Below are 25,964 nucleotides of genomic sequence, written 5' to 3'. Positions count from 1 at the left end.
TATTGTCCTGGGGTGGGGCGGACCCCGCGCCCGCCCGGACGCCGAACGTCCGGCACTGGGTGCGCCGGCAGCAGCTGCGGCTCGCCCCCACCCCCGGCCCGGGCGCCTGGAAGCGCAGCAAGGGCTGATCCTCCCCGCCGGCTCCCAAGCCTCGCTTCGCTCGACTTGGGTCCCTCGCCGGCGTGGGCCCACCGGCGGGAGTTCCTTTGTTGGCGCGGCGGCCCGGGTTAGTCTCGGGAGGTGACTACCGAGACCGCTCCCGCAACACGCCCGCACTCCCCCATTGATGCCGTCGCGGACGAGTACACCGAAACCCTGATCCGGCTGAACCCCACGTTCGCCACGACGCTGGGCATCCCGGGGCACGAAACCGAGTACCAGGATTTCTCCCCTGCGGGCATCGCCGGGTTTGCCGAGGCGGCACGCAACACCCTGGCGGCCCTTGAAGGCCTGGAGCCGCAGGACGACGTGGACGCCGTGACCCTGGACGCGATGCAGGAACGCCTTGGCCTGCAGCTGCTCATCCACGCATCCGGCTGGGAATACGCGGAGCTGAACAACATCGCATCCCCTGCCCAGGACATCCGCGCGATCTTCGACCTGATGCCGACAGACACCGCGCAGGACTGGGCCAACATCGCTGGCCGGGCCCACAACGTGCCCGGGGCGATCGCAGGCTACATCGAATCACTGGCCATGGCGCGCGACGCCGGCCGGGTGGCAGCGGCGCGGCAGGTCAGGATCGTCATCGAACAGGCCACGAAATACGCCGCCGAAGACGGCTTCTTCGCCAGGCTGGCCGCCGGCGCCGCCACCGGGGCGGGGCCGCTCACCGCAGACGTACAGGAAAAGCTCGACGCCGGCGCTGCCGCCGCCCGGGGCGCCTACACACGGCTTGCCGAATTCCTCAAGAATGAACTGCTGCCCGCGGCGCCGGAGAAGGACGCCGTAGGACGGGCACGCTACGCCCTCGCTTCGCGCGCCTTCCTCGGTGCCACCGTGGACCTGGAGGAAACGTACGCGTGGGGCGTGGAAGAACTCGAACGGATCATCTCCGGCCAGGAGCAGGTGGCGGCCAGCATTAAGGCGGGTGCATCAATTGCCGAAGCCAAGGAGATCCTGAACAGCGACCCCGCACGCCGGCTGAAGGGCAAAGAGGCACTGCGCGAATGGATGCAGGAACTCTCCGACAAAGCCGGGGCCGAACTCGCCGGAGTGCACTTCGATATTCCGGACGTGATGAAGAAGCTCGAATGCCTCATCGCCCCGACGGATGAGGGCGGCATCTACTACACCGGCCCCTCCGACGACTTCAGCAGGCCGGGCCGCATGTGGTGGTCCGTCCCTGCGGGCGAAGACACCTTCACGACGTGGGCGGAAACCACCACCGTCTACCACGAGGGCGTCCCCGGCCACCACCTCCAGGTGGCCACCGCCACCTACCGGCGCGAACTGCTCAACAAGTGGCGGCGGAACGTGTGCTGGACCTCCGGCCACGGCGAAGGCTGGGCCCTGTACGCCGAAAAACTGATGCAGGAACTGGGCTACCTGGACGACCCGGGCGACCACATGGGCATGCTGGATATGCAACGGATGCGCGCCGCGCGCGTAGTGTTCGATATCGGCGTGCACCTCGAGCTCGAGATGCCGGAACGCTGGGGGTCGGGAACCTGGACTCCGGACAAGGGGTACGGGTTCCTCAAGCAGAACCTGGCCATCAGCGAAGGCCAGCTCAACTTCGAGTTCGCCCGTTACCTCGGCTGGCCGGGGCAGGCACCCTCCTACAAGGTGGGCCAGCGGCTGTGGGAGCAGATCCGTGCCGAACTTGAGGCCCGGCCCGGGTTCGACCTCAAGGAGTTCCACACGAAGGCGTTGAACATCGGCTCGGTAGGACTCGACACCCTGCGCCGGGCACTGCTCTCATAGTCCCGGCTCCGCGGCCCACCCCCCGGGCCGCCGAGGGCGCCTTCCTCTGCTTGCTGCTCCTTCGTCGCTTTGACGCAAGCTGCCGGAAGGCCCCCTCGTCTGCCCTTTTGCGCCGGACACCAGGGAGACTTTAAGCACACCGTCGCAGGGAATAAGTAACAAAAGCCGCCGCAACCCTTGATTTGGGGGGGTTTTCTTGATTCTTCAGCATTCTGTGGCGCGTAATATTTCTCAATGTTGGTTCGACGTGGTATTTGTCTGGTCCTAGCGTATTCGGGTGACCACTCAGACAAGCACTCCCGCACCCGCCGGGAAGCCCGGCTTCCAGCTCCCCAAGTGGGCTGGCTCCTTCGGCTTCCAGATCATCGCCGCGCTCATCGTTGGCCTCGGACTCGGCCTGCTGGCCAAGTACACCGGCAGCACCAAGGCCAGCCCCAACGGGCTCGGCGCCACCTTGCAGACCATCGGTTCCAGCTACGTCTCGCTGCTGCAGACCGCCGTCGTTCCCCTGATCTTCACCGCCGTGGTTAGCTCCATCTCCAACCTCCGCCAGGTATCCAACGCCGCAAAGCTGGCATGGAACACCCTGCTGTGGTTCGCCATCACCTCCCTGATCGCCGTGCTGATCGGCATCGGCCTGGGCGTCCTCCTGCAGCCGGGCGCCAACACCGGCATCACCGGCGAAGGTTCAGCCCCGAGCAAGGTTGGTGACTGGTGGGCCTTCCTCATCGGTCTGTTCCCCAAGAACTTCCTCGGCCTCGGCGCCAGCTCCACGGTTGCCGAGTCGGGCGCGGTCACCACGTCCGTCAGCTTCAACGTCCTGCAGATCCTGGTGATCGCCATCGCCGTCGGCGTGGCAGCCCTCAAGGTGGGCAAGGCCGCCGAGCCGTTCCTGAACCTGAACGCCTCCGCCCTCGCCGTGATCCAGAAGGTCCTGTGGTGGATCATCCGCATCGCCCCCATCGGCACCGTCGGCCTGATCGGCAACGCCGTGGCTGTCTACGGCTGGGACACCATCGGTTCGCTGGGCAAGTTCACCGCCGCCATCTACGTGGGCCTGGCCCTGGTTCTCTTCGCGGTCTACCCCATCCTGGTCCGTACCCACGGCCTCTCCGTCAAGCAGTACTTTTCCGGCGTCTGGCCCGCCGTCCAGCTGGCATTCGTCTCCCGCTCTTCCGTGGGCACACTGCCGCTCACGCAGCGCGTCACTGAACGCAGCCTGGGCGTGCCCCGCGCCTACGCCTCCTTCGCGGTGCCGCTGGGCGCCACCACCAAAATGGACGGTTGCGCAGCCATCTACCCCGCGATTTCTGCGATCTTCGTGGCCCAGTTCTTCGGCATCCAGCTCGACTTCAGCCAGTACCTGCTGATCGCCCTGGTGTCCGTCCTCGGCTCGGCAGCAACGGCCGGCACCACCGGCGCCGTGGTGATGCTCACCCTGACGCTCTCCACGCTGGGGCTGCCGCTGGCCGGCGTCGGCCTCCTGCTGGCCATCGACCCGATCCTGGACATGGGCCGCACCGCGGTGAACGTCGCCGGCCAGGCACTGGTGCCCACCATCGTGGCCAAGCGCCAGGGAATCCTCGACGAGGGACTGTACAACGCACCGCGCAACGGCACCCCGTTTGTGGAGGAGGCCACGGACAGCGACGCTGCCCCCTCCGACGGGACCAGCACGGACACCACGGCCCGCGAGCTGCAGGACGCCAAGGCCTGACCTACGGCCTGCCACACGGTGTGTGATCCGCAGCTGTCGGCCAGCAGAGTGTGATCGAGGGAAGTCCCCGGGAATTCCACCCGGGGACTTCCTGTGTTTAATGTCCGGCATCTAACCTGCGGGGCCGCCAAGTGCCCCCGTTTGCGGCGTGGCCGCCTAGTGTCGGCCGGCGCCGATAATGCCGTTTTCCACGGCCTTGGTGACGGCGTCCGCCTCGGCCTGGGTCAGCTTGCCGTCGGCGACGGCCTGGTCCAGGCGGGTCTTGAGGGCAGCCGCCTTCTCCGCCTGCCGTTCAGCGCGCAGTTCCTCCAGGGCGGCAGTGACCTTGGACTCTTCGATGCCAAGTGATTCTGCGAGCGACTTGGCCAGGGCGGCGTCGCGGGCGGCAGCGTCCGGCTTGCTCCCTTCAGAAGGCGCTGTACCTTCCGCGGGCGGAGTGCCGGGCTTGTTGGCCTCACGGAACGCCTGAAGGGCCTCCGTGACCTTGGCCTCCTCCACCCCCAGCTTCTCAGCGAGCGCGGATGCCTGCGCCACACCACGCTCACTACCATGCCCGCCATGCTTGCCCATCCCGCCCTGCGCGGCGCCACCGTCCGCGGACGCGCTGGAGCTGGCACTCGGGGTGGGCGTTGGCGTGGTGGTGGCGGAGGCGACTCCGGCAACGCCAATCCCAGCAGCGAGGGCCAGCGCCGCGGCTGACAGGCCAAGGGTCATCTTCTTTGTATGTGACATTTGTGTCTCCTGATCCGCCGTCAACGACGGCTGCAAATGGTTTGCCCCTGCGGGGCATAACAAGCATCGGAAAACAGGTTCAGCGGGAGCTTTCGGGAACCTTTCATTCTGCTGTGAAAAAAACTTGCCCACAGTGCAAACTTGTACACAGTGCAAAGTTGCACATAGTGTAAATGCGTGCCAACCACTCCAGCAGCAGCGCCGGCAGAAGCCGTGACTGCCCAGTCCCGCCGGGAGCTCAACAAGGCGGCCACCCGGCAGGCCATCACCGACGCCTCCCTGAAGCTCCTCCGCACCAGGGGCCCGGGCAACTTCACGGCCGAGGACATCGCCGAGGCGGCCGGGATTTCCCGCCGGACGTTCTTCAACTACTTCAGCAGCACCGACGCCGCACTGGCGTCCATCGTCCACAACTTCCTGGACACCGCCATCCGGCATTTGAGGCTCCGGCCCGCCGGGGAGCCCCTCCTGAAATCGGCAGAAGCCGCCCTGGTGGCTTTGGCCGATCCCAAGGCGGTGGCACCGCTCGCTGAACTCTTCACCCTCACCCGGCAAAGTCCCCTGATGTCACACACCGAACTTGAGGCGTGGGACCACTGCCGGGAACAGGTCTTCGCGGTTGCGAGGGAACGGGCGGCCGGAACCCCGGGCGCGCCCGACGAACTGTACATCCACGCGCTGGCCGGCTCGGTCATCTCCTGCGGCAAGGCGGCCATGGAAGTCTGGTTCACCCGGCGCGGTCCCGACCTCTCGCCGGAATCCCTCGGCGAGCTGCGGCAGCTCCTCATCGACGCCATGGCGCTGCTCGGCGCCGGGTTCAATGCGGGCCCGCACCCCGGCGGACGGCACTAAATCCCCGCCTGCACATTGTCCACGCTAAACTCCCGTCACTCCTGATCAGATCGGTCCCCTCCCATGGCACTGTTCCTCTACCGACTCGGCACGTTTTCCTACCGCCGGCGCTGGCTGGTCATCTCGTTGTGGCTTGCCGCCCTCGTCGCTGTCGGAGGCTCCGCGGCAGCCTTCCACGGCACGCTTTCCAATAACTTCCAGATTCCGGGCACGGAAACCCAGCGCATCGCGGACAAGCTGAAAGAGGAGCTTCCCTCCGCGTCCGGCGGTACCGCCACGATCGTGTTCGAGGCCCCCGAGGGCGGGTTCACGGAGTCCAGCCGCGCCGCGGTCACCGACGCCTTGAAGAAACTGGAGACGGTCCCCGAGGTCCGCGGCACCGTTGACCCGTTCGCCACCCAGGCCCAGGTTGACCAGGCGGGCCAGGCGATCACCGACGGTGAGCGGCAGCTGGCCGCGGGGCAGGCACAGCTGGACGCCTCCCGGGCGCAGCTGGAGGCAGGCAAAGCCCAGCTTGAGGCAGCAGAGCAGCAGCTTGCGGCGGCGGGCGCTCCGGCAGCCCTGGTCGACGCGCAGCTGGGCCAGCAAAAAGCTGCCCTGGCCGAAGGGCAGGCCCGCCTGGACGCGGGCATCCGGGAGCTGGAGGCCAGCAAGGCCAAGCTGGAGTTCGGCAAACGGCAGGCCGAAGCATCTTCGGCCATCCGTTTTGTCTCCGAAGACGGCCGCGCGGCCGTAGCCCAGGTCCAGTTCAACACGTCCATCAACGGCCTGGCCCCCGAGGTCCGCCAGCAGGTGCAGGAGATTGCGCATGAGACCTCTGCCGCCGGGGTCACCGCCCTGGCCAGCAAGGAAATCACCGAGGACATCTCGGAGCTGTTCGGCATCGCGGAGATTATCGGCATCGCCGTCGCGGCACTGGTCCTGATCATCATGCTGGGCACCCTGGTGGCCGCGGGCCTTCCGCTGCTGATGGCCGTTGTGGGCGTCGGCGTGGGCGTCGGCATCACCTTTGCCCTCTCCGGGCTGTTCGACATGAGCTCCATCTCCCCGATGCTGGCGCTCATGCTGGGCCTGGCCGTCGGCATCGACTACTCACTGTTCATCGTCAACCGGCACCGCACCCAGCTCCTGGCGGGGATGGACCCGGAAGAATCCGTGGCCCGCGCCACCGGCACCTCCGGCAACGCGGTGGTCTTCGCCGGACTCACCGTGATCATCGCCCTCGCCGCCCTGGTGGTCCCCGGGCTCCCGTTCCTCGCCGTGATGGGCCTCGCAGCCGCCGGCACTGTCGCCGTCGCGGTACTGGTCGCCATCACGCTGACCCCCGCCATGCTGTCCCTGATCGGGCGCAGGATCATCTCCAGGCGTGCCTGGGCCAAGGCCGAGGCGCACAACGCCGAGCCCGGCCATGAAGCAGCAGACGACGCCAGGGACCGCGAACGCAGCACACACGGCTGGGGCGGCCTCGTCACCAGGCACCCCCTCCTTGCCCTGCTGGCCGGCGTCCTCCTGCTCGGCACCCTTGCACTGCCGGCCACCCAGCTGCAGCTGGCGCTTCCCGACGGCGGCTCCGAACCCGTGGAGTCCGAGGCCTACAAGGCGTACGACCTGACTGCCCGCAGCTTCGGCGAGGGCGTCACCGGACCCATCGTGGCCGTGGGCGAGTTCCCTGCCAACCTGGACGAGGCGCAGGCACAAACCCTGCAGTACGACATCGCAGACAAGCTCCGGTCCGTGGAGAACGTCGTGGCCGCGGTCCCGGTTGCCCTGAGTGACGACCGCCGGACCGCCGTGTTCCAGGTCATCCCCAAGGAAGGCCCGGCCAGCGCCAGCACAGTCAAGGTGGTCTCCGAACTGCGGGGCCTGAATGACGACATCAAGGCGGACCACGACGTTTCGATGGGCCTGACCGGGCAAACAGCCGGCAACATCGACGTCTCCACCAAGCTCGGCGACGCCCTCCCGCCCTACCTGGCGATCGTCGTCGGCCTGTCCCTGATCCTGCTGCTGCTCGTGTTCCGTTCCATCGTGGTGCCGCTGCTGGCCACGGGCGGCTTCCTGCTGTCCCTCGCCGCGGCCTTCGGCGCGGTGGTGGCCGTGTACCAGTGGGGCTGGCTGGGCAATGTCTTTGACGTGGCCAACCCCGGTGCTGTCCTGAGCTTCCTGCCGATCATCCTGATCGGCGTGCTGTTCGGCCTGGCCATGGACTACCAGGTGTTCATCGCCTCCGGGATGCGGGAGGCGTACATGCACGGCTCCACCGCCAAGGAAGCGGTCCGGGTGGGCTTCCGGCACGCTGCCGCCGTGGTCACGGCCGCCGCGATCATCATGGTGAGCGTTTTCGCCGGCTTCATTTTCAGCCACCTCACCATGGTCCGGCCGCTGGGCTTCGCGATGGCGTTCGGTGTCCTCCTCGACGCCTTCGTGGTCCGCATGACCATCGTCCCGGCCGTGATGTACCTGCTGGGCGAAAAGTCCTGGTGGCTGCCGCGCTGGCTGGACCGCATCCTGCCGGACGTGGACGTGGAGGGCGCCAAGCTGCACCGGCCGGAGGCCGCCACGGCATCCGGGGAACTGGTCCACTAGGCTGAAACAGTGCTCCGCCTGATTCTTGCTTCCCAGTCCCCCGCCCGCACCAAACTCCTGACCGAGGCCGGCGTCACGCACTCGGTCCTGGTGTCCGACGTCGACGAGGCCGCCGTCCAGGCCCACTACGGCGTCACCGATCCCCACGACACCGCCCTGCTGCTGGCCCGCGCCAAGGCGGAGGCGGTGGCCGCACTGCCCGAGGCGGAAGGCGCACTGGTCCTGGGCTGCGATTCGGTGTTCGAGTTCGACGGCGAGGCACACGGCAAGCCATACACGGCGGACGTCGCCAGGGAGCGGATGCTTCGCATGAGCGGCAATGCCGGGGTGCTGCACACGGGGCACTGGCTGGTGGATTGCCGGGACACCGACCCTGAGGACGACGGCGGGGATCCCGGCTCGGGTGCCACACTCGGGGCGGTGTCATCCGCCGAGGTCTCCTTCCTTGAAATGGACGCCGAGGAGATCGAGGCGTACATCGCCACGGGCGAGCCGCTGCACTGTGCGGGATCGTTCACGATTGACGGCCTTGGCGGTGCTTTCATCCGGAAGGTCGACGGCGACCCGCACGCCGTCGTCGGCCTTTCCGTGTCCACCCTGCGGGGCCTGCTGGCATCCGCGAACGTACGCATCACCGATCTTTGGGCGCCACAGTAGATGCGGGGCAGTAAAAGGACATCTTTGGGCGGCTCTTGTAGCTTCCCTACAAAGCCTCGGCCGTTTACACGCGGATTCCGCAAGTAATATCGGCGGAACCTCCAAAACCGCGCTAGGCTCCCTGAAGGAAAGAAGGAGACGCCTTGTCAGCAAATTCGGAGCAGTCCGCAGGTTTTACGCCGTCCACCCTCACGAAGGTGCTGGTCGCCAACCGCGGTGAAATCGCCGTCCGCATCATCCGCGCCGCCCGCGACGAAGGCATCGCCTCTGTCGCCGTCTACGCGGACCCCGACCGCGACGCGCTGCACGTCCGCCTCGCTGACGAGGCCTACGCACTGGGCGGCACCACTGCCGCCGAGTCCTACCTGGTGATGGACAAGATCATCGACGCCGCGCGCCAGTCAAGCGCCGACGCGATCCACCCCGGCTATGGCTTCCTGGCCGAAAATGCCCAGTTCGCCGCCCGCGTGATCGACGCCGGCATCACCTGGATCGGCCCCTCCCCCGAAGCGATTGCCGCCCTGGGCGACAAGGTCCAGGCCCGCCACATAGCCGAAAAAGTGGGTGCACCCCTGGTTCCCGGAACGGCCGACCCCGTGGAGTCCGCCCAGGAAGTCCTGGACTTCGTGGACCGCCACGGCCTGCCCGTTGCCATCAAGGCGGCATTCGGCGGCGGCGGACGCGGCATCAAGGTTGCCCGCACCCGCGAGGAAATCCCCGAACTGTACGAATCCGCGGTCCGTGAAGCCACCGCTGCGTTCGGCCGGGGCGAATGCTTCATCGAGCGCTTCCTCGACTCCCCCCGGCACGTCGAAACCCAGTGCCTGGCCGACGCCCAGGGCAACGTCGTGGTGGTGTCCACCCGTGACTGCTCGCTGCAGCGCCGCAACCAGAAGCTGGTCGAGGAAGCCCCCGCCCCATTCCTGACCGAGGAACAGAACCGGCGGCTGTACGAATCCTCCAAAGCTATCCTCAAGGAAGCCGGTTACCTCGGCGCCGGCACCTGCGAGTTCCTCGTGGGCCAGGACGGCACTATCTCCTTCCTGGAAGTGAACACCCGGCTCCAGGTGGAGCACTGTGTTTCCGAAGAGGTCACCGGCATCGACCTGGTCCGTGAACAGTTCCGGCTGGCCCGGGGCGAAGAGCTCGGCTACGGGGATCCCGAAGTCCGCGGGCACTCCTTCGAGTTCCGCATCACCGGCGAGGACCCCGGACGGAACTTCATGCCCGCCCCCGGCACCATCCGCGTCCTGAAGAACCCCACCGGCCCCGGTGTCCGGATCGACTCGGGCATCGAACAGGGCGACGTCATCAGCGGCAACTTCGACTCGATGCTGTCCAAGCTGGTTGTCACCGGCGCCAGCCGCCGGCAGGCACTGGAGCGGTCCCGCCGTGCACTGGAGGAAATGGTGGTGGAAGGCATCCCCACCGTTATCCCCTTCGACCTCGCTGTGGTGTCCGACCCGGCGTTCGCACCGGCCGAGGGTCCGTTCAAGGTCCACACCCGCTGGATCGAGACCGAGTTCGTCAACAACCTTCCGGCCTGGACGCCCGACGGCGCTGCTGGTGAGGAGAGTGCCGAGGAGCGCCAGCGCGTGGTGGTGGAAGTGGGTGGCAAGCGCCTGGAAGTGGTCCTTCCCGCATCCCTGGGTGCGTCCGGCACCGGATCCGCTGCCGCGGCGAAGCCGGCCAAGTCGAAGAAGCGTGTCCGCTCCGGCGGTCCGGCAGCTGCCACCGGCAATGCCCTGACCTCCCCCATGCAGGGCACCATCGTCAAGGTTGCCGTCACCAATGGCGACGTGGTGGCCGAGGGCGACCTTGTGGTGGTCCTGGAGGCGATGAAGATGGAGCAGCCCCTGACCGCGCACCGTTCCGGCACGATCATCGGGCTGGAAGCCTCCTCCGGCGAAACGGTGTCCGCGGGCGCCATCATCGCCATGATCGAAGACTAGAAAGCCCCGGAGGCATCCATGCTCGCACCCAGCTTCCAGGAAGAAGTCGACCGCTACCACGCGGCGGTTCCCGAAATCACGCGGGGCAACCCCGCCCCCATCAAGGACCTGTACTCGCGGCTTGACGACGTCACGCTCGCCAACCCGTTTGGCGGCATCGCCCGCGGCTGGGCGCAGGTGGAAGCGCGGCTTGACCAGGCCGCACGGCAGTTCCAGGACGGCGAGATGCTGGGCTTCGATACCGTGACGTCCTACACGGCCCGGGACACCGCCTACCTGGTGGAGACCGAACACTTCCGGGCCCGGCTGGACGGAGCGCCCGTTGCCGAGGAGTTTGCGCTCCGCGTGACCAGCGTCTTCCGCCGCGAGGAAGGCTACTGGAAACTCGTCCACCGGCACGCGGACCCGGCAGCACGGCCGCAGTCCCGCCGCTCACTGAGCCAGCCGGCGGCGAGCTAGGCGGCCGCAGGCTGCTGACACGTTAGGCCGGGAGCAGGCACACTTAGCAGATGTTGCCTTTCCTGCTCCTGGCCTCCCGCGCCGAGGAAGCCGCCGCCGAAGATGAGTACGCTGCGTACCTGGAGTACGGCGGTTTGGAGGAGCGCGAGCTGCGGCGGATCCGGCTCGAAGCAGCTCCCCTGCCGGAACTCGACCTTTCCCACTACTCCGGCGTGATCGTGGGCGGCAGTCCGTTCACGTCCAGCGACCCGCCGGAACACAAGACCGCCACCCAGCACCGGGTGGAACGGGAACTGTCAGGCCTGCTGGACCAGCTGGTCGCCCGCGATTCCCCATTCCTGGGCGCCTGCTATGGAGTCGGGACGCTGGGAAGGCACCAGGGCGCCGTGATCGACCGGACCTACGGCGAGCCACTCGCAGCCGTGGAGATCAGCCTCACTGACGACGGCCTGCAGGACCCGCTGCTGCAGGGGCTGCCGCAGGCGTTTACGGCGTTTGCCGGCCACAAGGAAGCGTGCAGTTCGCTGCCGCCGCACGCCGTGCTGCTGGCGCGGTCGGCTGCCTGCCCGGTGCAGATGTTCCGGATCCGCACCAACCTCTACGCCACCCAATTCCATCCCGAACTGGATGCCGAAGGCCTGTGCACCCGCATCGACATCTACCGGCATGCCGGCTACTTCCCACCGGAGTCCGCTGAAGAACTGATGGACAACGCGCGGCAGTTCATTGTCACCGAACCCATGAAGATCCTCCGCAACTTCGTGGCACGCTACGCCCGGTGACATCCCGGCATGTCCGGGGACCACCGCCGTCGCGTCTTCCTGCCCGGTTACACCCTGCCGGAAAGCCGGATGCCCGGCGCGTCCCCCGCGAAATCGGGGAACACACCGGGCATCTCAGTCACGAACCGGGCTGGAACGTCCAGGCTGGAAGGTCAGGCGACGTTGTTCTCGTAGTCGAGGTCGCGGGTCTCCTTGCTGACAAAGAGCGCGATGAGCGTCAGCACGGCCATGGCGGTCAGGTAGATACCCACCAGGACCGGGCTGCCGTCCGCGGCCTCCCAGAGGGCAACGGCGATGAACGGTGCCACCGCTGCACCCAGGATGCTGGAGAAGTTGTAGCTGACGGCCGAGCCGGTGTACCGGACATTCGTCGGGAACAGTTCCGGCAGCAGCGCGCCCATGGGACCGAAGGTCAGGCCCATCAGGGAGAAGCCGATGATCAGCAGCGCCATGGTGCCGACGAACCCGCCGCTGAACAGCGGGACGAACAGCAGGCCGAAAGCGAAAATCCCGGCGGTGACAGTGATCAGCATCTTGCGGCGGCCGTACTTCTCGGCCAGCGGACCGGAGACCAGGGTGAAGATGCCAAAGAAGACGACGCCGGCAATCAGCATCCAGAGGAAGTCGTTGCGGGTGTAGCCCAGTCCGGGCACAAACGCCGCTGCGGCGGCCTCGGTCATGGGCTTGCCTGCCTTCTCCGCAGCCGCCCGGGCCGCTTCCAGGCTGGCGGGGCGGGTGCCGTAAGTCAGGGTGAACGTGGTCATCAGGTAGAACAGCACATAGGTGGCCAGCATGATGAATGTGCCCAGGATCAGCTGCCGCCAGCTGGTCTTGAAGACGCGGCCAAGGGGCAGCTTGGCGACCTCGTTCGACTCGATCACCTTGGTGAAGGCGGGGGTTTCGATCAGCTTGAGCCGGACGTACAGGCCGATGATCACCATGATGGCGCTGAGCAGGAACGGCACGCGCCAGCCCCACGCCATGAAGTCGGCCGGGGACAGGGCATAGCTGAACACCAGGAAGATGACGTTGGCGATGATGAAGCCGATCGGGGCACCGAGCTGCGGGAACGTGCCGTAGATGGCGCGCTTGTTGGCGGGCGCGTTTTCGGTGGCCAGCAGGGCCGCGCCGCTCCATTCACCGCCGAGGGCAAGGCCCTGGGCAAACCGCATGACCACCAGCAGGGCCGGAGCCCAGAACTGCCAGCCCGGCACGAGGGCGGTGGGCAGGCAGCCGATGAGGAACGTGGCGATACCCATGGTCAGCAGCGAGGCGACCAGGGTGCCCTTGCGGCCGAACTTGTCACCGAAGTGCCCGAAGACGATCGAGCCCAGCGGGCGGGCAATGAACGCAACGCCGAACACCGCGAAGGAGCTCAACAGCTGGGTGGTTTCGTTGGCGCTGGGGAAGAAGAGCTGCGGGAAAACGAGCACCGCGGCGGTGGCGTAGACGTAGAAGTCGTAGAACTCGACCGTGGTGCCAATGAGGCTGGCGACGATCACGCGCCCGCGCGAGTTCACCGGCTGGGACGGGACCGGCACCGTGGACGTATCGGTGGAAGACATGTAAACGCTTTCGTGAGAACCGGCCGGGGCACTGGAGAGCCTCCGGCGCGAAATAGTTAGAGTCCAATCTTAGTTCCCGCGGTCCAGTCAATGGACGAAAGATCCACTATGCGGACGTGTGCCGTGCGTCTCATTTTTCGAACCTCACGCGGCCTAACGTTGCCGGAAAGCCGCCGATAGGCAAATGTCACAGCCCGTTAACATCAGGCGTCCGTCCGTGAAACGCGCCGTACCTACCTTGGAGGAACAACATCCCCTGAAGGAGGTACCCCGTGACTGTTGACCGCACCGCTGATGCCGGCGCCGGCAATGCCCTGGACCTTGATGACGCCACAGGCCCTGGAGCCGCAACCGCATCCGCCAGCGCACAGCCCGGCACTACCCGCACCGCAGACGCTCCCGCCCTTGAATTCCGCCCCGGCCGCTGGATCGCCAACTGGGATGCCGAGAACAAGGAACAGTGGGAATCCGCAGGCCGTACCATTGCCCGCCGCAACCTCAACTGGTCCATCTTCGCCGAATTCCTCGGCTTTGTCGTCTGGCAGCTGTGGTCCATTGTGGTGGTCCAGCTCCCCGCAGCCGGGTTCACGTTCAGCACTTCGGAAATTTTCTGGCTGATCTCGATGCCCAGCCTGGTGGGCGCCACGCTCCGTATCCCCTACACGTTCATGGTCCCCAGGTTTGGCGGCCGCAACTGGACCATCGTCTCAGCCCTGTTGCTGCTGATCCCCTCGATCGGCCTGGCCCTGTGTGTATCCAACCCGGAAACCCCGTTCGGCGTGATGCTCCTGGTGGCCGCCCTGGCAGGCTTCGGCGGCGGCAACTTCGCCAGCTCCATGGCCAACATCACCTTCTTCTACCCGGCGCGTGAAAAGGGCTGGGCCCTCGGCCTGAACGCAGCCGGCGGAAACATGGGTGCCGCCGTCGCGCAGCTCGCCGTGCCGATTGCCATCACCCTGCTCGCCATGGGCACCGTCAACCTGCCGCTGGCCGGCTGGATGTGGGTACCGTTCATCCTGGTCGCCGCCTTCGGTGCCTGGAAGTACATGAACAACCTGACCAGCGCCAAGGGGGATGTCGCCGGCTCGGTGGCAGCCCTGAAGGAACCTCACCTGTGGATCATGGCGCTGCTGTACATCGGCACGTTTGGTTCGTTCATCGGCTTCGCCGGTGTCTTCCCCAAGCTCATCAAGGACTACTTCCCCGAGTTCTCCTCCATCAGCGTCGGCGCCGTGGCACTGTCCCTGGCCTTCCTTGGCCCGCTGGTCGGCTCCCTTGCCCGCCCCTACGGCGGCCGCATGGCTGACCGGATGGGTGGCGCCCGGATGACCGTGGCGGCCTTCGCCACCATGGCCGCAATCACCCTGACCATGATCTGGACCCTGCCGCTGAAGAACTTCTGGCTGTTCCTGGTCCTGTTCCTGATGCTCTTCACGGCCAGCGGCTTCGGAAACGGCGCCACCTACAGGATGATCCCGGTCATTTTCGCCACCTCCAGCCGGGCCGCGAAGTCGGGCGCCAGCTCCGTGGCCACGCAGCGCCTGGCCTCCTCGGCCCTCGGTCTCATCTCCGCCATCGGCGCCTACGGCGGGTTCGTGATCCCCCAGGTCCTGAACGCCTCCAACTCCGCCAGCGGTTCCTACACCCCGGCCTTCTACGGCTTCGTGGGCGCCTACGCCCTGATGCTGGCAGTGTGCTGGTTCTTCTACATCCGCAACGCCAACCGAAATGCGATGGGACACGTCTAACATGACCAACAGCGCCGACACGCACTGCCCTTACTGCGCCCTGCAGTGCGCCATGACGCTCACGTCACCAGCGGAACTGGCCCCGGCTTCCCAGCCGGGGCCAGTCCCCGTGGCACTTTCCACCGCCCCTGCAGCCACGGCTGCCCCCCTCGAAGTACAAGGCCGGGAATTTCCGACAAACCGCGGCGGGCTCTGCCGCAAGGGCTGGACCTCCGCCACCCTGCTAAACCACCCCGGCCGCATCACCGAGCCCCTGCTCAAGGGCGCAGACGGCGTCCACCGGCCCATCAGCTGGGAGCACGCCCTGGACATCGCCGTGTCCGCCGTGAAGGACGCCCGCGCACGCTACGGTGCTGACGCCGTCGGCGTTTTCGGCGGCGGCGGGCTGACCAACGAAAAGGCGTACATGCTGGGCAAGTTCGCCCGCCTGGCCCTGGGGACCTCGCGCATCGATTACAACGGCCGCTTCTGCATGTCCTCCGCGGCCGCCGCCGGTATGCGCGCCTTCGGGGTGGACCGCGGCCTGCCGTTCCCGCTGGAGGCGCTGGACAGCGCCAGCTCCATCCTCATGCTCGGCTCGAACGTGGCCGAAACCATGCCGCCCTTCGTCCAGCACCTTAAGGGAACGCGCGACGCCGGCGGGCTGATCGTGGTGGATCCCCGCCGTTCCGCCACGGCGGCTTTCACCTCCGACGGCGGTGGTATCCACCTCCAGCCCCTGCCGGGCACAGACCTCACCCTCCTGCTGGGCATCTCGCACGTGGTCATCCACGAGAATCTGGTGGACACCGCCTACATCGAGGAACGCACCTCCGGCTACAGCGCCGTAGCCCGCAGCGTCAACGCGTTCTGGCCCGAACGCGTCCAGTCCCTCACCGGAGTCCCGGCAGAACTGATCCGGGAAACCGCCCGCCGGCTCGCCGCGGGAGCCCGCAAGGGCGGCAGCTACATCCTCACCGGCCGGGGCGTGGAACAGCACGTTGACGGCACTGACACCGCCACCGCCGCCATCAACCTCAGCCTCCTGCTGGGGCTGCCCGGTTCCGCCCGCAGCGGCTACGGCACGCTCACCGGCCAGGGCAATGGCCAGGGCGGCCGGGAGCACGGCCAGAAGGCAGACCAGCTTCCCGGCTACCGCAAGATCACCGATCCCGCTGCCCGCGCCCACATGGCCGGCGTCTGGGGCGTCCCGGAGGACCTGATCCCCGGTCCCGGGCTCCCCGCCGTGCAGCTCCTGAAGTCCCTGGGGAAGGACGACGGCGTCCGGTGCCTTTTCGTCCACGCGTCCAACATTGTGGTGGCATCCCCCGACGCCAACGCCGTGATTGCCGGCCTCCGCAGCCTGGACTTCCTCATGGTGTGCGACTTCTTCATGTCGGAAACCGCAGCCGAGGCCGACCTTATCCTTCCCGTCCTGCAGTGGGCGGAGGAGGAAGGCACCCTCACGAACCTGGAAGGCCGTGTACTCCGCCGCCGCCGGGCGCTTACCCCGCCGGCGGGTGCCCGCAGCGAACTCTGGATCATGGCCCGGCTTGCTGAAGCGCTCGACGCCCCGTCCACCTACAGCGAGGACCCGGAGACGGTGTTCGAGGAACTCCGGCTCGCTTCAGCAGGCGGGCCGGCCGATTACTCCGGCATCGATTACGCCATGCTGGACCGCGGCGAAGCCGCCTACTGGCCCTACCCCGCGGGCAGCAGCGGCACACCCCGGCTGTTCCGGGACCGCTTTGCCCACCCCGACGGCAAGGCGGTTATGACGCCCGTGACGCCGCGCCGCCGTCGTACGCCTGTTGCCGGCCCTGAGGCCGGCGCCAAGGCCATGACCCTCATCACGGGCCGCCTGCTGGAGCACTACCAGTCCGGATCGCAGACGAGGCGGGTGCCCGAACTGCTGGCGTCCCGGCCGGAAGCCAGGGTTCAAATCCACCCGGCCGCGGCGGCCGCCATGGACATCACCGAGGGCGCCCTGGTCTCCGTGGCCAACGAACGAGGCGAGGTGGTGTGCCGTGCGGAGATCAGCACGGCCATCCGCCCTGAGACGGTGTTCCTTCCCTTCCACTTCCCCGAACTCGAAAGCGCCAACCGCCTGACGGAAGCCGCCACGGACCCGATTTCCGGGATGCCCGAGTTCAAGTTCAACCAGGTATGGGTCCGGCCCGTGGCCGCGCCCGTGACCAGCACAGTGCTTCAGACGATGGAGGCCTCATGAGCGAGCAGATTGTCATTGTGGGATTCGGTCCGGTTGCCGCCCGGCTGGTGGACGAGCTCCTGCCCGCCGTGCGGTCCGGACAGGCCGGGCTGACGGTGGTGGGCCAGGAAAGGGAGGCTGCCTACAACCGGGTACTCGTGGCCGACCTCGGCGTGGGACGCACCACCGTTGACGCACTGGCACTCGCGGACGCCGCCGCGCTGGTTGCCGAGGGTGTAGACGTCCGGCTCGGCACCCGCGTCCGCCGGGTGGACCGCGCCCGGCAGCAGGTCCTCCTCGACGACGGTGCGGCCGTCCACTATGACCGCCTGGTCTTCGCCACCGGTTCGCGGCCCGTCATCCCCAATCTGACAGGCATCAACCCCGACCCCACGTCCCCTGTCCTGCCGGCCGGCGTGACGGCCCTGCGGGATCTGCGGGACGCCGACGTGCTGCGGCAGGCGGTCGACGGCGGCAAGCGCGTGGTGGTCCTTGGCGGCGGAATCCTGGGCCTGGAGACAGCCCTGGCCGCCGCCGAGGAAGGCGCCACTGTCACGGTGGTCCACAACGGCCCGTACCCGCTGGGGCGCAACATCGACCGGGGCGGCGGGTCCGTCCTGGCCGCGGAGCTGCGTCGCTGCGGCGTGCGGATGGCCGGCAACGCGCGCTCCATCGGCGTTGAGCACAACGCGCCCGACGGCGGATTCTCGGCACTGCTGCTCGATGACGGTTCGGCGATCGACGGGGACCTCCTGGTCATCTCGTGCGGCGTCCGTCCCCGCACCGGGCTTGCTGAAGGCTGCGGGTTGTCCACAGGTTCCGGGATCCTCGTGGACCACCGGCTGCGGGCCCACCACGAGCCGCACATCTTCGCCATCGGCGACTGCGCGGAGGTGCGCTGCCCTGACCCTGGTTGCCCGGACTGCCGGAACGCCAAGGGTCCGTCCGGGCTGGTGGGTCCGGGGTGGCGCCAGGCCGAGTGGCTCGCGGAGTACCTGACGCTCCTGGCCTCCGGCCTCGCGGCGGAGGCCGACCTGCTCCCCGAACTGCCGGCCGAAAAGCCAGGGGTCATTGTCCTCAAGGCCCGCGGCCTGAACATGGCCGTCGCCGGGGACAACACTGCCGACCCCTGGGACGAGGAAGCACTGAGCGCCGGCGCAGCCAACGGCCGTCCCCGGCTCCAGGTTTCCCAGTGGGCCGACCCGGAGCACGGCCGCTACGTAAAAATGACCACCCGCGGCGGCGTCCTGGAAGGGCTCGTGGCCGTCGGCATGCCCCGCACGGCGGCCGAGCTGGTGGGACTGTTTGAGCGTTCCGCGGAGCTGCCGGCGGACCGCTCGCTGCTGCTGCGGCTGGACGGGCCGGACCAGGTGCCCGGATCAGCAGCTGCCGATCCCGCCGGTACCGTCTGCCGGTGCGCCGGAGTCAGCGGTGCTGCCATCCAGGGCGCCGTCGGGGATGGCTGCTCCACCGTGGCAGAAGTCTCCAAGGCCACTCGTGCCGGCACAGGCTGCGGCGGCTGCCACGAGGACATCAAGGGGATCATCGAAAAACACTTCCAGGCGGTCGCGGCCGCCTGAGTAGGGGGCCGCAGTCCCTTCATCACTTCGTAGCGGACAGTGGGCCCACGGGCGGGGCAGCCGGCACAACCAGCTCCTCTCCATTGCCCCACCCCGCATCCACGGCAGCCTGCGCTACGGCACCGGCCATCGCGCCGCCGTCGGGAGTACTGCCGCCGTTCATGGGACCGGACACAACATAGGGCATCTCGAGAACTTCATCGCCGCGGACAGCATGCAGGACCACGTTGGCGGATGCACCCCCGGCTTCACCCTGGAAGTAGCCGGTCCACTGCAGGCAGGCGAAATCACCGATGCCTTGAACCGGGGTACAGTCGGGCATCGATCTGGCCCTGGCTTTGTCGCCGTCCGAAGCCGGTGATGTCAGGGCCACGGACAGCGCAACCATGCCGCCCTCCATGGACTTGTTTGAGTAGCTGCACAGGTAGGCCTTGGTGCCCGGCGGCCGCTGCGCACTCTGCTGCCCAACAGGGGTGAGTCCCGGCAGGACAGTGGCGGCGATGTCGTAGGTGATGAGCTCGCAGGCCGGGCTTTCTTCTCCCTGCCGCACCCCGGATCCCCCTGCCGGCGGCGCTGAACCGCCTTGCGGGGCGCATGAGACGAGCAAAAGGCCAAGCGCCGCGGCCGGCACCACAAGGGCACGCTTGAAGCAGCGGAGCCGCGGGGCAAGGGACCCGGAATCAACCATGGTCCCAGTGTCCGGCTGTCCGCCTGCTGCGTTCCAGAGTCCAAAGTCCGCGTTGCCGGCCGCCCGTCAGCCCAGCCGTTCAGTCCTAAATCCCCACCTGCACAAGGGACCCCACGCATAGTCCCCCGCCGAGCAGCGTAAAAATACCCAAGCCGATCAGCAGCCCGGCGCCCGTCCTGGCAGTACGGGGTTCGACAGCCAGGACAATGGCCATGCCCAGATAGACGATGACCGGCACGAGGGCTGACGGTCCGGCGAGGAGGCTGCTGGCCCACGCCATGGGAGGGCCAACGGCAATCGTTGCCCAAAGGTAGATCACATACAGCCCCAAGGCACCGAAGACAGTTGCAAGCCCCAGTTGGCCGTCCCGTGGCGGAGGCGGGAGCTTGGGGAAGTCGGGAACGTCATCTCTCATGCTGCGCTTCCTCACGCCCGCCGGATGCACATCAGGCTACCGCTCCGGCCAGCGAACCAATGCAGACGCCGCTCGCAGCAGCATAAAGGACGCCCAGGCCAAACTGCTGATGATGAAGCGCCGCTGCCTGGGACGCACCAGCCCGTTTCCCGCAAAGGGGAGGCCCGATCATGAGCAGAGTGTAACAGCGCAGTCCGCGTATGCAGGAGCCCCAATCCCCTGCCGGAAATCTGATGTGGGTTCCCACAGTGATTGGCCCTACGCCTACCGGAACCACTACCGCCTGCGTATCGTTCCCGCCACGGGTGTGTCCCGATGCGCAAAAATCCACGGAAAGAGGAAAGCCATGCATAGGAAATCACTGCTGGGCGCCGCAGTCTGTACCCTGGCGCTGGTCGGTTTGAGCAGCGGGCCTGCCTTCGCCCAAGGGCAGACAGAACGGGGCCCGGAGCACGCCAACTCCATCTGCTCCTTCTCCGGGCTCAACGACGAGCCTGACGATCCGGTTGAGGGCGGCCGGGTGCAGTCCTACGGGCAGGCGGTGCGGGCCGACTTCCTGGATCCAACAGACAAGACGTCGTTCGAACGTCCCGGAACGCTCTGCAACGGGCACGATTGGCCGTACCCGGAGGCTTTCGAGGGGATGGGCCCATAACGAGCCATGCGGTTGGCCCCGATTCCCGGGGCCAACCCATTCCGCTGACTTACCCCTGCTCCTTGGGAATAATGATCCAGAGCGCGATGTAGACCAGTTCCCCGATGCCCACCAGGCCGAAGATCACGAAGCCGAGGCGCACCAGGAATTTGGGAAGTCCGAAGCGCGTGGCGAGGGCAGCGCAGACGCCGCCGATCATCTTGCCACGGCGGGGACGCACGAGAGCCATGGACATGCCCGGACCTACCCTTCAGCCTGTGATTCACCGTTAGCGGAGAATTCCCCGCCGGCCACGGCCTCGGCGTACTGGGTCAGGTCCGGCCCGGGCTGGAAGTCAACGAACTGCGGCTTCAGCTTTTCAAACAGGAACTTGTACACCTCTTCCTTCCCTGCATCCGGCAAGGACGAGGCAGCCTCCTTGACCGCCTCCTGCAATGCCCGGTCTGCGTCCAGGAGGATCTTCTCCCGGGCCTGCTCGTTCCACTTGACGTCCTGCAGTTCCATGGGACTCTCCTCGCATCAATGGCTGATAAAGGGACGGCCGGAAATTCGAATGGAATTCCCGGCCGGTCCTTGAAGGAGTCTATGCATGCGGCACGGGCAGGGTCCAGACTTTCCCGTCCCCTGCCCGCCCCCTCTAGAGGTGGACGTGAAGCCGCCGTGCGGCCTCGGAGATGGATCCGGTCAGCGACGGGTACACGGTGAAGGTGCTGGCGACGTCGTCCACGTGCAGTTTCTGCTTGACCGCAATCGAGATGGGGAAGATCAGTTCGGAAGCGTTGGGACCAACCACAACCCCGCCGATCACCGTGCCGGAGCCCTTCCGGGCAAAGATCTTCACGAAGCCGTCCTTGGCGTTGCGCATCTTGGCGCGGGCGTTGCTGCGGAGGGACAGCTTCACCACGTCGCCCTGGTACTTGCCGGAATCGATCTCGGCCTCCGACACGCCCACGTTCGCGATTTCCGGAGACGTGAAGATGTTGGACGCCACCTGGTGCAGCTTCAGCGGTGTCACCACGTCGCCCATGAAGTGCGCGACGGCGATCCTGCCCTGCATTGCGGCGACGGACGCGAGCGGGAGGACGCCGGTGCAGTCGCCGGCGGCATAGATGTTGGGCGCGGAGGTGCGGGACACGCCGTCGACCTTGATGTGGCCGCTTTCGCTGAGTGCCACGCCCGCTTCCTCGAGGCCGATGCCGGCAGTGTTGGGGATGGAGCCCAGGCAAAGCAGGCAGTGGCTGCCGGTGACCTTGGTCCCGTCGCCCAGGGTGACGACGACGCCGTCGTCGGTGCGTTCCACGGATTCGGCGCGGGAGCGGGACAGGACCCGCACGCCGCGGCGTTCGAACACTTCCTCCAGGACAACGGCGGCATCCACGTCGGAGCCGGGCAGCACGCGGTCGCGGCTGGACACCAGCGTGACCCTGGAGCCGAGGCCGTTGTAGGCGGAAGCGAACTCGGCGCCGGTGACGCCGGAACCAACAACGATCAGGTCCTCGGGCAGCTCGTCCAGGTTGTAGATCTGCGTCCAGTTGAGGATCCGCTCGCCGTCCGGGCGCGCGGTGGGCAGCTCACGCGGGTGCGCGCCGACCGCCAGGAGGATGGTGTCGGCCTCCACGATCTCCGTGCCGTCCACGGTGAGGACCTCAATGGTGTGGTTGTCCAGCAGCCGGCCGGAACCGGCGAGGATGCGGACGCCCTGGCTCTCCAGGCCGTCATGGATGTCCTTGGACTGGCTCCGCGCAAGGTTGAGCAGGCGGTCGTTGATGTGCTTGAGGTCCGCTCGCATTACCGGGACAAAGTCGCCGCCGTCGACGTCGAACTTGACGCCCAGTTCGCCGGCCTCGGCCACGCGGGTCATCAGGTCCGCCGTGGCGATGAGCGTCTTGGACGGCACAACGTCCGTGAGGACTGCCGATCCGCCGAGCCCGGCGCGTTCGACGATGGTGACCTGCGCCCCCAGCGAGGCGGCAACCATGGCGGCTTCGTACCCGCCCGGACCACCTCCCAGGATTGCGATCCGGGGTGAACTGAAATCTGGATGCGTAGTCACAATCCAACATTCTCGCCCATTCGAAGGCGCAGCACCAAGAATCCCGGAGCCTTTTCACACAGATGTGTGGTGGGCGCAACAGGAGCGGCAGGATAACTTGTACTCGTGAGTACAACAGACTTCCTGAACACGGACCCCTTCGCCGCCGCCCGCGCAGCGGCCGACTACATTGCCGAGGAAACAGGAGTGGACAGCCACGACGTCGCCCTGGTCCTGGGCTCCGGCTGGGGTGCGGCAGCGGACCTCATCGGCGAAACCACCGCCACGCTGTCCGCCGAAGAGGTTCCCGGCTTCCACGCTCCCGCGGTGGAGGGCCACGTGGGCACCATCCGTTCGGTGCTGGGCAGGGAGGGCAAACGCGCCCTGGTCCTGGGCGCCAGGACGCATTACTACGAGGGCAAGGGCGTACGGGCCGTTGTGCACGGGATCCGTACCGCCGCCGCCGCGGGCTGCAGCACCCTGGTCCTCACCAACGGCTGCGGCGGGCTCAATGAAGGATGGGCGCCGGGCACGCCGGTCCTCATCAAAGATCACATAAACCTCACCGCGGCCTCCCCGCTGGAGGGTGCCACGTTTGTGGACCTGACAGATTTGTATTCCTCCCGCATCCGCGACCTGGCCCGCGAGGTGGATCCTTCCCTCGAGGAGGGCGTGTACGCCCAGTTCACGGGGCCGCACTACGAGACGCCGGCAGAGGTGCAGTACGCCAAGCGCATCGGCGCCGACCTGGTGGGCATGTCGACGGCGCTGGAGGCCATCGCGGGGCGGCACGCAGGCATGGAGGTGTTCGGCATATCCCTGGTCACCAACCTCGCTGCAGGCATCAGCCCGCAGCCGCTCAGCCACCAGGAAGTCATCGAATCGGGGCAGGCGGCCGGCCCGCGGATCTCGCGGCTCCTCGCCGATATCATCGCCAAACTCTGATGAACCAGGGGTCAGCCATCGCCCAATAACAGGCCTTCGGAGGGCCGGAACAGAGCCCGCGTTACGCGAAGTGCGGCAGCAATGACGATAGCGTTATGCCCATGACGTCTTCCGATGCCGATCTCCGCCTGCTCGACGAAGCCCGCGCCTGGGCCGCCCAAGACCCGGACCCCGCAACGTCGGCAGCCCTCCTTGACCTCGTCCGGCTGGTGGAGGGCGGCGACCCGGCAGCCCGGCAGGAACTCGAGGACAGCTTCCGCGGCACCCTCCAGTTCGGCACTGCGGGGCTAAGGGCGGCGCTGGGTCCCGGACCCAACCGGATGAACCGCGTGGTGGTGCGCCGTGCCGCTGCCGGCCTGGCCGCCTTCCTGGTGGATGCGGTGGGCACGGCCGCGCCCGGAACGCGGCCCCGCGCCGTCGTCGGATACGACGCCCGCTACAACTCGGACGTTTTCGCAGCGGAGACCGCGGCGATTTTCACCGCCGCGGGCATTGAGACCTTCCTGATGCCGGAGGCGCTGCCCACTCCCCTGTTGGCCTACGCTGTCCGTGCGTTGGAGTGCGACGGCGGCGTGATGGTCACAGCCAGCCACAACCCGCCACAGGACAACGGCTACAAGGTCTACCTGGGCCGCCATGCCGTCCCCGAAAGCGGCAACGGCGCCCAGATCGTCGCACCCTACGACGCCTACATCGCGTCCCGGATCAGCGAGGTGGGTCCCCTGGAGTCGGTTCCGCTGGCTTCCGAGGGCTGGACCGTGCTGGACGGTTCCATCGCCGCGGATTACCAGAGTGCCATGGCCGCCCTGGCAGACAAGGAGCATTTCCCGGCCCGCGACCTCCGCATCGTGCTCACCCCGATGCACGGCGTCGGCGGTGCCACGGCGCTGGCAGTGCTGAACGCGGCAGGTTTCGCCGACGTCACGCTGGTGGCCGAACAGGCTGAGCCGGACCCGGCTTTCCCCACCGTCAGCTTCCCCAACCCGGAGGAGCCGGGCGCCCTGGACCTGGCCCTGGAAGCCGCGGCACGGCTGGACGCCGACATTGTGATCGCCAACGACCCCGACGCCGACCGGGCAGCAGTCGCGGCTAAGGACCCCGACTCAGGGGCGTGGCGGATGCTTCGCGGCGACGAAGTAGGAGCCCTGCTGGGCGCGCATGTGGCTGCCCGGCTCGCGGCCGGAGACGCTGACGGGTCCGAGGGACCGTCCGGCGTCTTCGCCAATTCGATCGTGTCGTCGCGGCTCCTGGCCCGGATCGCCGCCGAAGCCGGCTACACCCATGAGGAAACCCTCACCGGCTTCAAATGGATTTCGCGGGTCCCCGGCCTCGTCTACGGCTACGAGGAAGCCTTGGGCTACTGCGTGGCGCCGGACCTTGTGAAGGACAAGGACGGAATTTCGGCCGCCGTCCTTATTGCCGAGTTCGCCGCCGCCGCGAAGGCGGAGGGAAAAACCATTTTCGACACCCTTGACGAGCTGTACCTGAAGCACGGCCTGCACGCGAGCGACCAACTCAGCATCAGGGTGGCGGACCTCGGCCTCCTGGATGCCATGATGAACCGGCTCCGCGTTACACCGCCGGAGGCCTTCGGGTCCTCCGCCGTCGAAGTGTCCACCGACCTGGCCGTGGGTACCGAACAGCTGCCGGCCACCGACGGGCTGCTGTACGTCACCCGCAACCTGACGCGCGTGATCATCCGGCCCAGCGGCACTGAGCCGAAGCTCAAGTGCTACCTGGAGGTCATCCAGCATGCAGCGTCCGCCGCGGAGCTGCCGGCCGCACGGCAGGCGGCCCGCGCCGCGCTGGATGAGGTGCGCCGGGATGTCAGCGAGGCCCTGGGGCTCTAAGGCCTCAGGCTTTAACGCCTAAAAAGGGGCGCCGGCGGCGCCCCTTTTTTGCGAAGTGCGTTACAGCTCCACGTCGACGAACCCGTCGACGATCCGGGTGCCGAAGGCCTCGATCCGCAGCCCGGGATTGCTGAAGCACTCCCCGGTTTCTAGGTCATAGACCTCTTTGTGCAGCGGCGAGGCGATGGTGGGGCGTGCGCCCTTGGACCCGAGGATGCCGCGCGCCATAACGTGCGCTCCAGTGGCGGGATCCTCCTGTGCCACGGCGAAGACCTCGCTCAGCCCGGTGCGGAACAGGGCGATCTGCCGGCCCGCGACCAGGGCGGCTTCGCCCCAGGAGAGTTCCAGGTCGTCGACGGAGCAGACGCGGTGCCATCCGGCGGCGGTTCCGGTGTCAAGTGCCCCAAGTTCCAGTGTTGCCGTCATCTTCCGGCTCCTTTCCCTGCGCTTGTTGTCTCGGTGCTTGTTGTCTGGGGGTGCTGGCTGCCTGGGCGGCCGTGTTCCACGCTAGGCGCAGGGTGTTTCACGGGGGTGCAGTGAATGTGTCGGGCGCGTAAAAGACACCTAACCCGCCCGGAAATGCGTTCGTGATGCAGAAGTTAAGTTGGCGAAACAATTGGGAAACTGAAGCGAAA

General features: G+C 67.2%; 22 protein-coding genes and 1 pseudogene. 15 read left to right on the top strand and 8 right to left on the bottom strand.

The features are described from left to right. From ACYQ1Z_RS00515 to ACYQ1Z_RS00505, 3 genes and pseudogenes are all read left to right on the top strand, one after another. Positions 1-128, top strand: a pseudogene (locus ACYQ1Z_RS00515) (acyl-CoA carboxylase subunit epsilon); the annotation flags it as partial. Positions 129-240: 112 nt separating this feature from the next. Then, a complete protein-coding gene (locus ACYQ1Z_RS00510) occupies positions 241-1,926 on the top strand; it encodes a DUF885 domain-containing protein (RefSeq protein ID WP_459790384.1) in 1,686 nt (561 codons plus the stop codon). Between the two features lie 277 nt (positions 1,927-2,203). Next, positions 2,204-3,643: a dicarboxylate/amino acid:cation symporter gene (locus ACYQ1Z_RS00505; protein ID WP_459790382.1), complete on the top strand. Its 1,440-nt coding sequence runs from the start codon at positions 2,204-2,206 to the stop codon at positions 3,641-3,643. 156 nt (positions 3,644-3,799) lie between these two features. Here ACYQ1Z_RS00505 and ACYQ1Z_RS00500 read toward each other — a convergent pair whose 3' ends face one another. Then, entirely contained in the window at positions 3,800-4,375 is a 576-nt protein-coding gene (locus tag ACYQ1Z_RS00500) for a hypothetical protein (RefSeq protein WP_459790380.1), read from the bottom strand. A gap of 177 nt (positions 4,376-4,552) precedes the next feature. Between ACYQ1Z_RS00500 and ACYQ1Z_RS00495 the strand changes: the two genes are divergently transcribed. The 6 genes from ACYQ1Z_RS00495 to ACYQ1Z_RS00470 all read left to right on the top strand — a co-directional run bounded on the left by ACYQ1Z_RS00495 (position 4,553) and on the right by ACYQ1Z_RS00470 (position 11,663). Further along, positions 4,553-5,227 carry a TetR/AcrR family transcriptional regulator gene (locus ACYQ1Z_RS00495; RefSeq protein WP_459790379.1) on the top strand — a complete coding sequence of 225 codons (675 nt, stop codon included), beginning with the start codon at positions 4,553-4,555 and terminating at the stop codon, positions 5,225-5,227. Between the two features lie 63 nt (positions 5,228-5,290). Next, on the top strand, positions 5,291-7,813 hold the full coding sequence (locus ACYQ1Z_RS00490) for an MMPL family transporter (RefSeq protein ID WP_459790377.1): 2,523 nt from the start codon (positions 5,291-5,293) through the stop codon (positions 7,811-7,813). A 9-nt stretch (positions 7,814-7,822) separates the two neighbouring features. Then, positions 7,823-8,470 (top strand): Maf family protein, encoded by a 648-nt coding sequence (locus ACYQ1Z_RS00485; RefSeq protein ID WP_459790376.1) that lies wholly within the window; start codon positions 7,823-7,825, stop codon positions 8,468-8,470. 143 nt (positions 8,471-8,613) lie between these two features. Then, positions 8,614-10,422, top strand: coding sequence for an acetyl/propionyl/methylcrotonyl-CoA carboxylase subunit alpha (locus ACYQ1Z_RS00480; protein WP_459790374.1), 1,809 nt, complete (start codon positions 8,614-8,616; stop codon positions 10,420-10,422). Positions 10,423-10,440: 18 nt separating this feature from the next. Next, entirely contained in the window at positions 10,441-10,881 is a 441-nt protein-coding gene (locus ACYQ1Z_RS00475; protein WP_459790373.1) for a YybH family protein, read from the top strand. Between the two features lie 50 nt (positions 10,882-10,931). Then, positions 10,932-11,663 (top strand): glutamine amidotransferase, encoded by a 732-nt coding sequence (locus ACYQ1Z_RS00470; RefSeq protein ID WP_459790371.1) that lies wholly within the window; start codon positions 10,932-10,934, stop codon positions 11,661-11,663. Positions 11,664-11,815: 152 nt separating this feature from the next. Here ACYQ1Z_RS00470 and ACYQ1Z_RS00465 read toward each other — a convergent pair whose 3' ends face one another. Beyond that, entirely contained in the window at positions 11,816-13,228 is a 1,413-nt protein-coding gene (locus tag ACYQ1Z_RS00465) for an MFS transporter (protein ID WP_459790370.1), read from the bottom strand. A gap of 272 nt (positions 13,229-13,500) precedes the next feature. Here ACYQ1Z_RS00465 and ACYQ1Z_RS00460 point away from each other — a divergent pair, with 272 nt between their 5' ends. Genes ACYQ1Z_RS00460 through ACYQ1Z_RS00450 form a run of 3 tightly spaced genes read left to right on the top strand, consistent with a single transcriptional unit; the run spans position 13,501 to position 18,744 of the window. Then, a complete protein-coding gene (locus tag ACYQ1Z_RS00460) occupies positions 13,501-14,976 on the top strand; it encodes an MFS transporter (RefSeq protein WP_459790368.1) in 1,476 nt (491 codons plus the stop codon). Position 14,977: 1 nt separating this feature from the next. Then, entirely contained in the window at positions 14,978-17,185 is a 2,208-nt protein-coding gene (locus tag ACYQ1Z_RS00455; RefSeq protein WP_459790366.1) for a molybdopterin oxidoreductase family protein, read from the top strand. Then, positions 17,182-18,744 carry an FAD-dependent oxidoreductase gene (locus ACYQ1Z_RS00450; protein ID WP_459790364.1) on the top strand — a complete coding sequence of 521 codons (1,563 nt, stop codon included), beginning with the start codon at positions 17,182-17,184 and terminating at the stop codon, positions 18,742-18,744. The genes ACYQ1Z_RS00455 and ACYQ1Z_RS00450 overlap by 4 nt, the downstream gene beginning before the upstream one ends. A 22-nt stretch (positions 18,745-18,766) precedes the next feature. Here ACYQ1Z_RS00450 and ACYQ1Z_RS00445 read toward each other — a convergent pair whose 3' ends face one another. Together ACYQ1Z_RS00445 and ACYQ1Z_RS00440 are read right to left on the bottom strand one after the other, a co-directional pair. After that, the gene (locus ACYQ1Z_RS00445) at positions 18,767-19,432 is read right to left on the bottom strand and encodes a hypothetical protein (RefSeq protein WP_459790362.1); all 666 of its coding nucleotides are present in this window, start codon (positions 19,430-19,432) and stop codon (positions 18,767-18,769) included. Positions 19,433-19,517: 85 nt separating this feature from the next. Next, complete coding sequence (locus ACYQ1Z_RS00440) at positions 19,518-19,847, bottom strand: hypothetical protein (RefSeq protein WP_459790361.1); 330 nt, start codon at positions 19,845-19,847, stop codon at positions 19,518-19,520. A gap of 346 nt (positions 19,848-20,193) precedes the next feature. Between ACYQ1Z_RS00440 and ACYQ1Z_RS00435 the strand changes: the two genes are divergently transcribed. Further along, on the top strand, positions 20,194-20,502 hold the full coding sequence (locus ACYQ1Z_RS00435; RefSeq protein WP_459790360.1) for a hypothetical protein: 309 nt from the start codon (positions 20,194-20,196) through the stop codon (positions 20,500-20,502). 49 nt (positions 20,503-20,551) lie between these two features. On the opposite strand, the gene ACYQ1Z_RS00430 is transcribed toward ACYQ1Z_RS00435, so the two are convergent. The 3 genes from ACYQ1Z_RS00430 to ACYQ1Z_RS00420 form a co-directional block, all read right to left on the bottom strand. Then, positions 20,552-20,737 (bottom strand): PspC domain-containing protein, encoded by a 186-nt coding sequence (locus tag ACYQ1Z_RS00430; RefSeq protein WP_459790358.1) that lies wholly within the window; start codon positions 20,735-20,737, stop codon positions 20,552-20,554. Between the two features lie 8 nt (positions 20,738-20,745). Further along, complete coding sequence (locus ACYQ1Z_RS00425; protein WP_459790357.1) at positions 20,746-21,006, bottom strand: hypothetical protein; 261 nt, start codon at positions 21,004-21,006, stop codon at positions 20,746-20,748. Between the two features lie 133 nt (positions 21,007-21,139). Beyond that, the gene (locus ACYQ1Z_RS00420; protein ID WP_459790356.1) at positions 21,140-22,555 is read right to left on the bottom strand and encodes an NAD(P)H-quinone dehydrogenase; all 1,416 of its coding nucleotides are present in this window, start codon (positions 22,553-22,555) and stop codon (positions 21,140-21,142) included. A gap of 105 nt (positions 22,556-22,660) precedes the next feature. Between ACYQ1Z_RS00420 and ACYQ1Z_RS00415 the strand changes: the two genes are divergently transcribed. Together ACYQ1Z_RS00415 and ACYQ1Z_RS00410 are read left to right on the top strand one after the other, a co-directional pair. Beyond that, positions 22,661-23,479, top strand: coding sequence for a purine-nucleoside phosphorylase (locus ACYQ1Z_RS00415; RefSeq protein ID WP_459790355.1), 819 nt, complete (start codon positions 22,661-22,663; stop codon positions 23,477-23,479). Positions 23,480-23,580: 101 nt separating this feature from the next. Then, on the top strand, positions 23,581-25,329 hold the full coding sequence (locus tag ACYQ1Z_RS00410; RefSeq protein WP_459790353.1) for a phospho-sugar mutase: 1,749 nt from the start codon (positions 23,581-23,583) through the stop codon (positions 25,327-25,329). A gap of 60 nt (positions 25,330-25,389) precedes the next feature. On the opposite strand, the gene nirD is transcribed toward ACYQ1Z_RS00410, so the two are convergent. Then, on the bottom strand, positions 25,390-25,755 hold the full coding sequence (nirD, locus tag ACYQ1Z_RS00405) for a nitrite reductase small subunit NirD (RefSeq protein WP_459790351.1): 366 nt from the start codon (positions 25,753-25,755) through the stop codon (positions 25,390-25,392). Positions 25,756-25,964 lie beyond the last annotated feature (209 nt).

This window comes from Arthrobacter sp. AD-310 (assembly GCF_054656615.1).
The sequence above is the reverse complement of the archived record's forward strand: the minus strand, read 5'-3'. Positions and strand labels throughout refer to the sequence as shown.

Coding starts and splice junctions, on each gene's coding strand:
- ACYQ1Z_RS00410 (WP_459790353.1), top strand. CDS start 23,581: ATGACGTCTTCCGATGCCGATCTCCGCCTGCTCGACGAAGCCCGCGCC.
- ACYQ1Z_RS00430 (WP_459790358.1), bottom strand. CDS start 20,737: ATGTCCATGGCTCTCGTGCGTCCCCGCCGTGGCAAGATGATCGGCGGC.
- ACYQ1Z_RS00490 (WP_459790377.1), top strand. CDS start 5,291: ATGGCACTGTTCCTCTACCGACTCGGCACGTTTTCCTACCGCCGGCGC.
- ACYQ1Z_RS00425 (WP_459790357.1), bottom strand. CDS start 21,006: ATGGAACTGCAGGACGTCAAGTGGAACGAGCAGGCCCGGGAGAAGATC.
- ACYQ1Z_RS00435 (WP_459790360.1), top strand. CDS start 20,194: ATGCATAGGAAATCACTGCTGGGCGCCGCAGTCTGTACCCTGGCGCTG.
- ACYQ1Z_RS00455 (WP_459790366.1), top strand. CDS start 14,978: ATGACCAACAGCGCCGACACGCACTGCCCTTACTGCGCCCTGCAGTGC.
- ACYQ1Z_RS00470 (WP_459790371.1), top strand. CDS start 10,932: ATGTTGCCTTTCCTGCTCCTGGCCTCCCGCGCCGAGGAAGCCGCCGCC.
- ACYQ1Z_RS00440 (WP_459790361.1), bottom strand. CDS start 19,847: ATGAGAGATGACGTTCCCGACTTCCCCAAGCTCCCGCCTCCGCCACGG.
- nirD (WP_459790351.1), bottom strand. CDS start 25,755: ATGACGGCAACACTGGAACTTGGGGCACTTGACACCGGAACCGCCGCC.
- ACYQ1Z_RS00500 (WP_459790380.1), bottom strand. CDS start 4,375: ATGTCACATACAAAGAAGATGACCCTTGGCCTGTCAGCCGCGGCGCTG.
- ACYQ1Z_RS00445 (WP_459790362.1), bottom strand. CDS start 19,432: ATGGTTGATTCCGGGTCCCTTGCCCCGCGGCTCCGCTGCTTCAAGCGT.
- ACYQ1Z_RS00475 (WP_459790373.1), top strand. CDS start 10,441: ATGCTCGCACCCAGCTTCCAGGAAGAAGTCGACCGCTACCACGCGGCG.
- ACYQ1Z_RS00465 (WP_459790370.1), bottom strand. CDS start 13,228: ATGTCTTCCACCGATACGTCCACGGTGCCGGTCCCGTCCCAGCCGGTG.
- ACYQ1Z_RS00450 (WP_459790364.1), top strand. CDS start 17,182: ATGAGCGAGCAGATTGTCATTGTGGGATTCGGTCCGGTTGCCGCCCGG.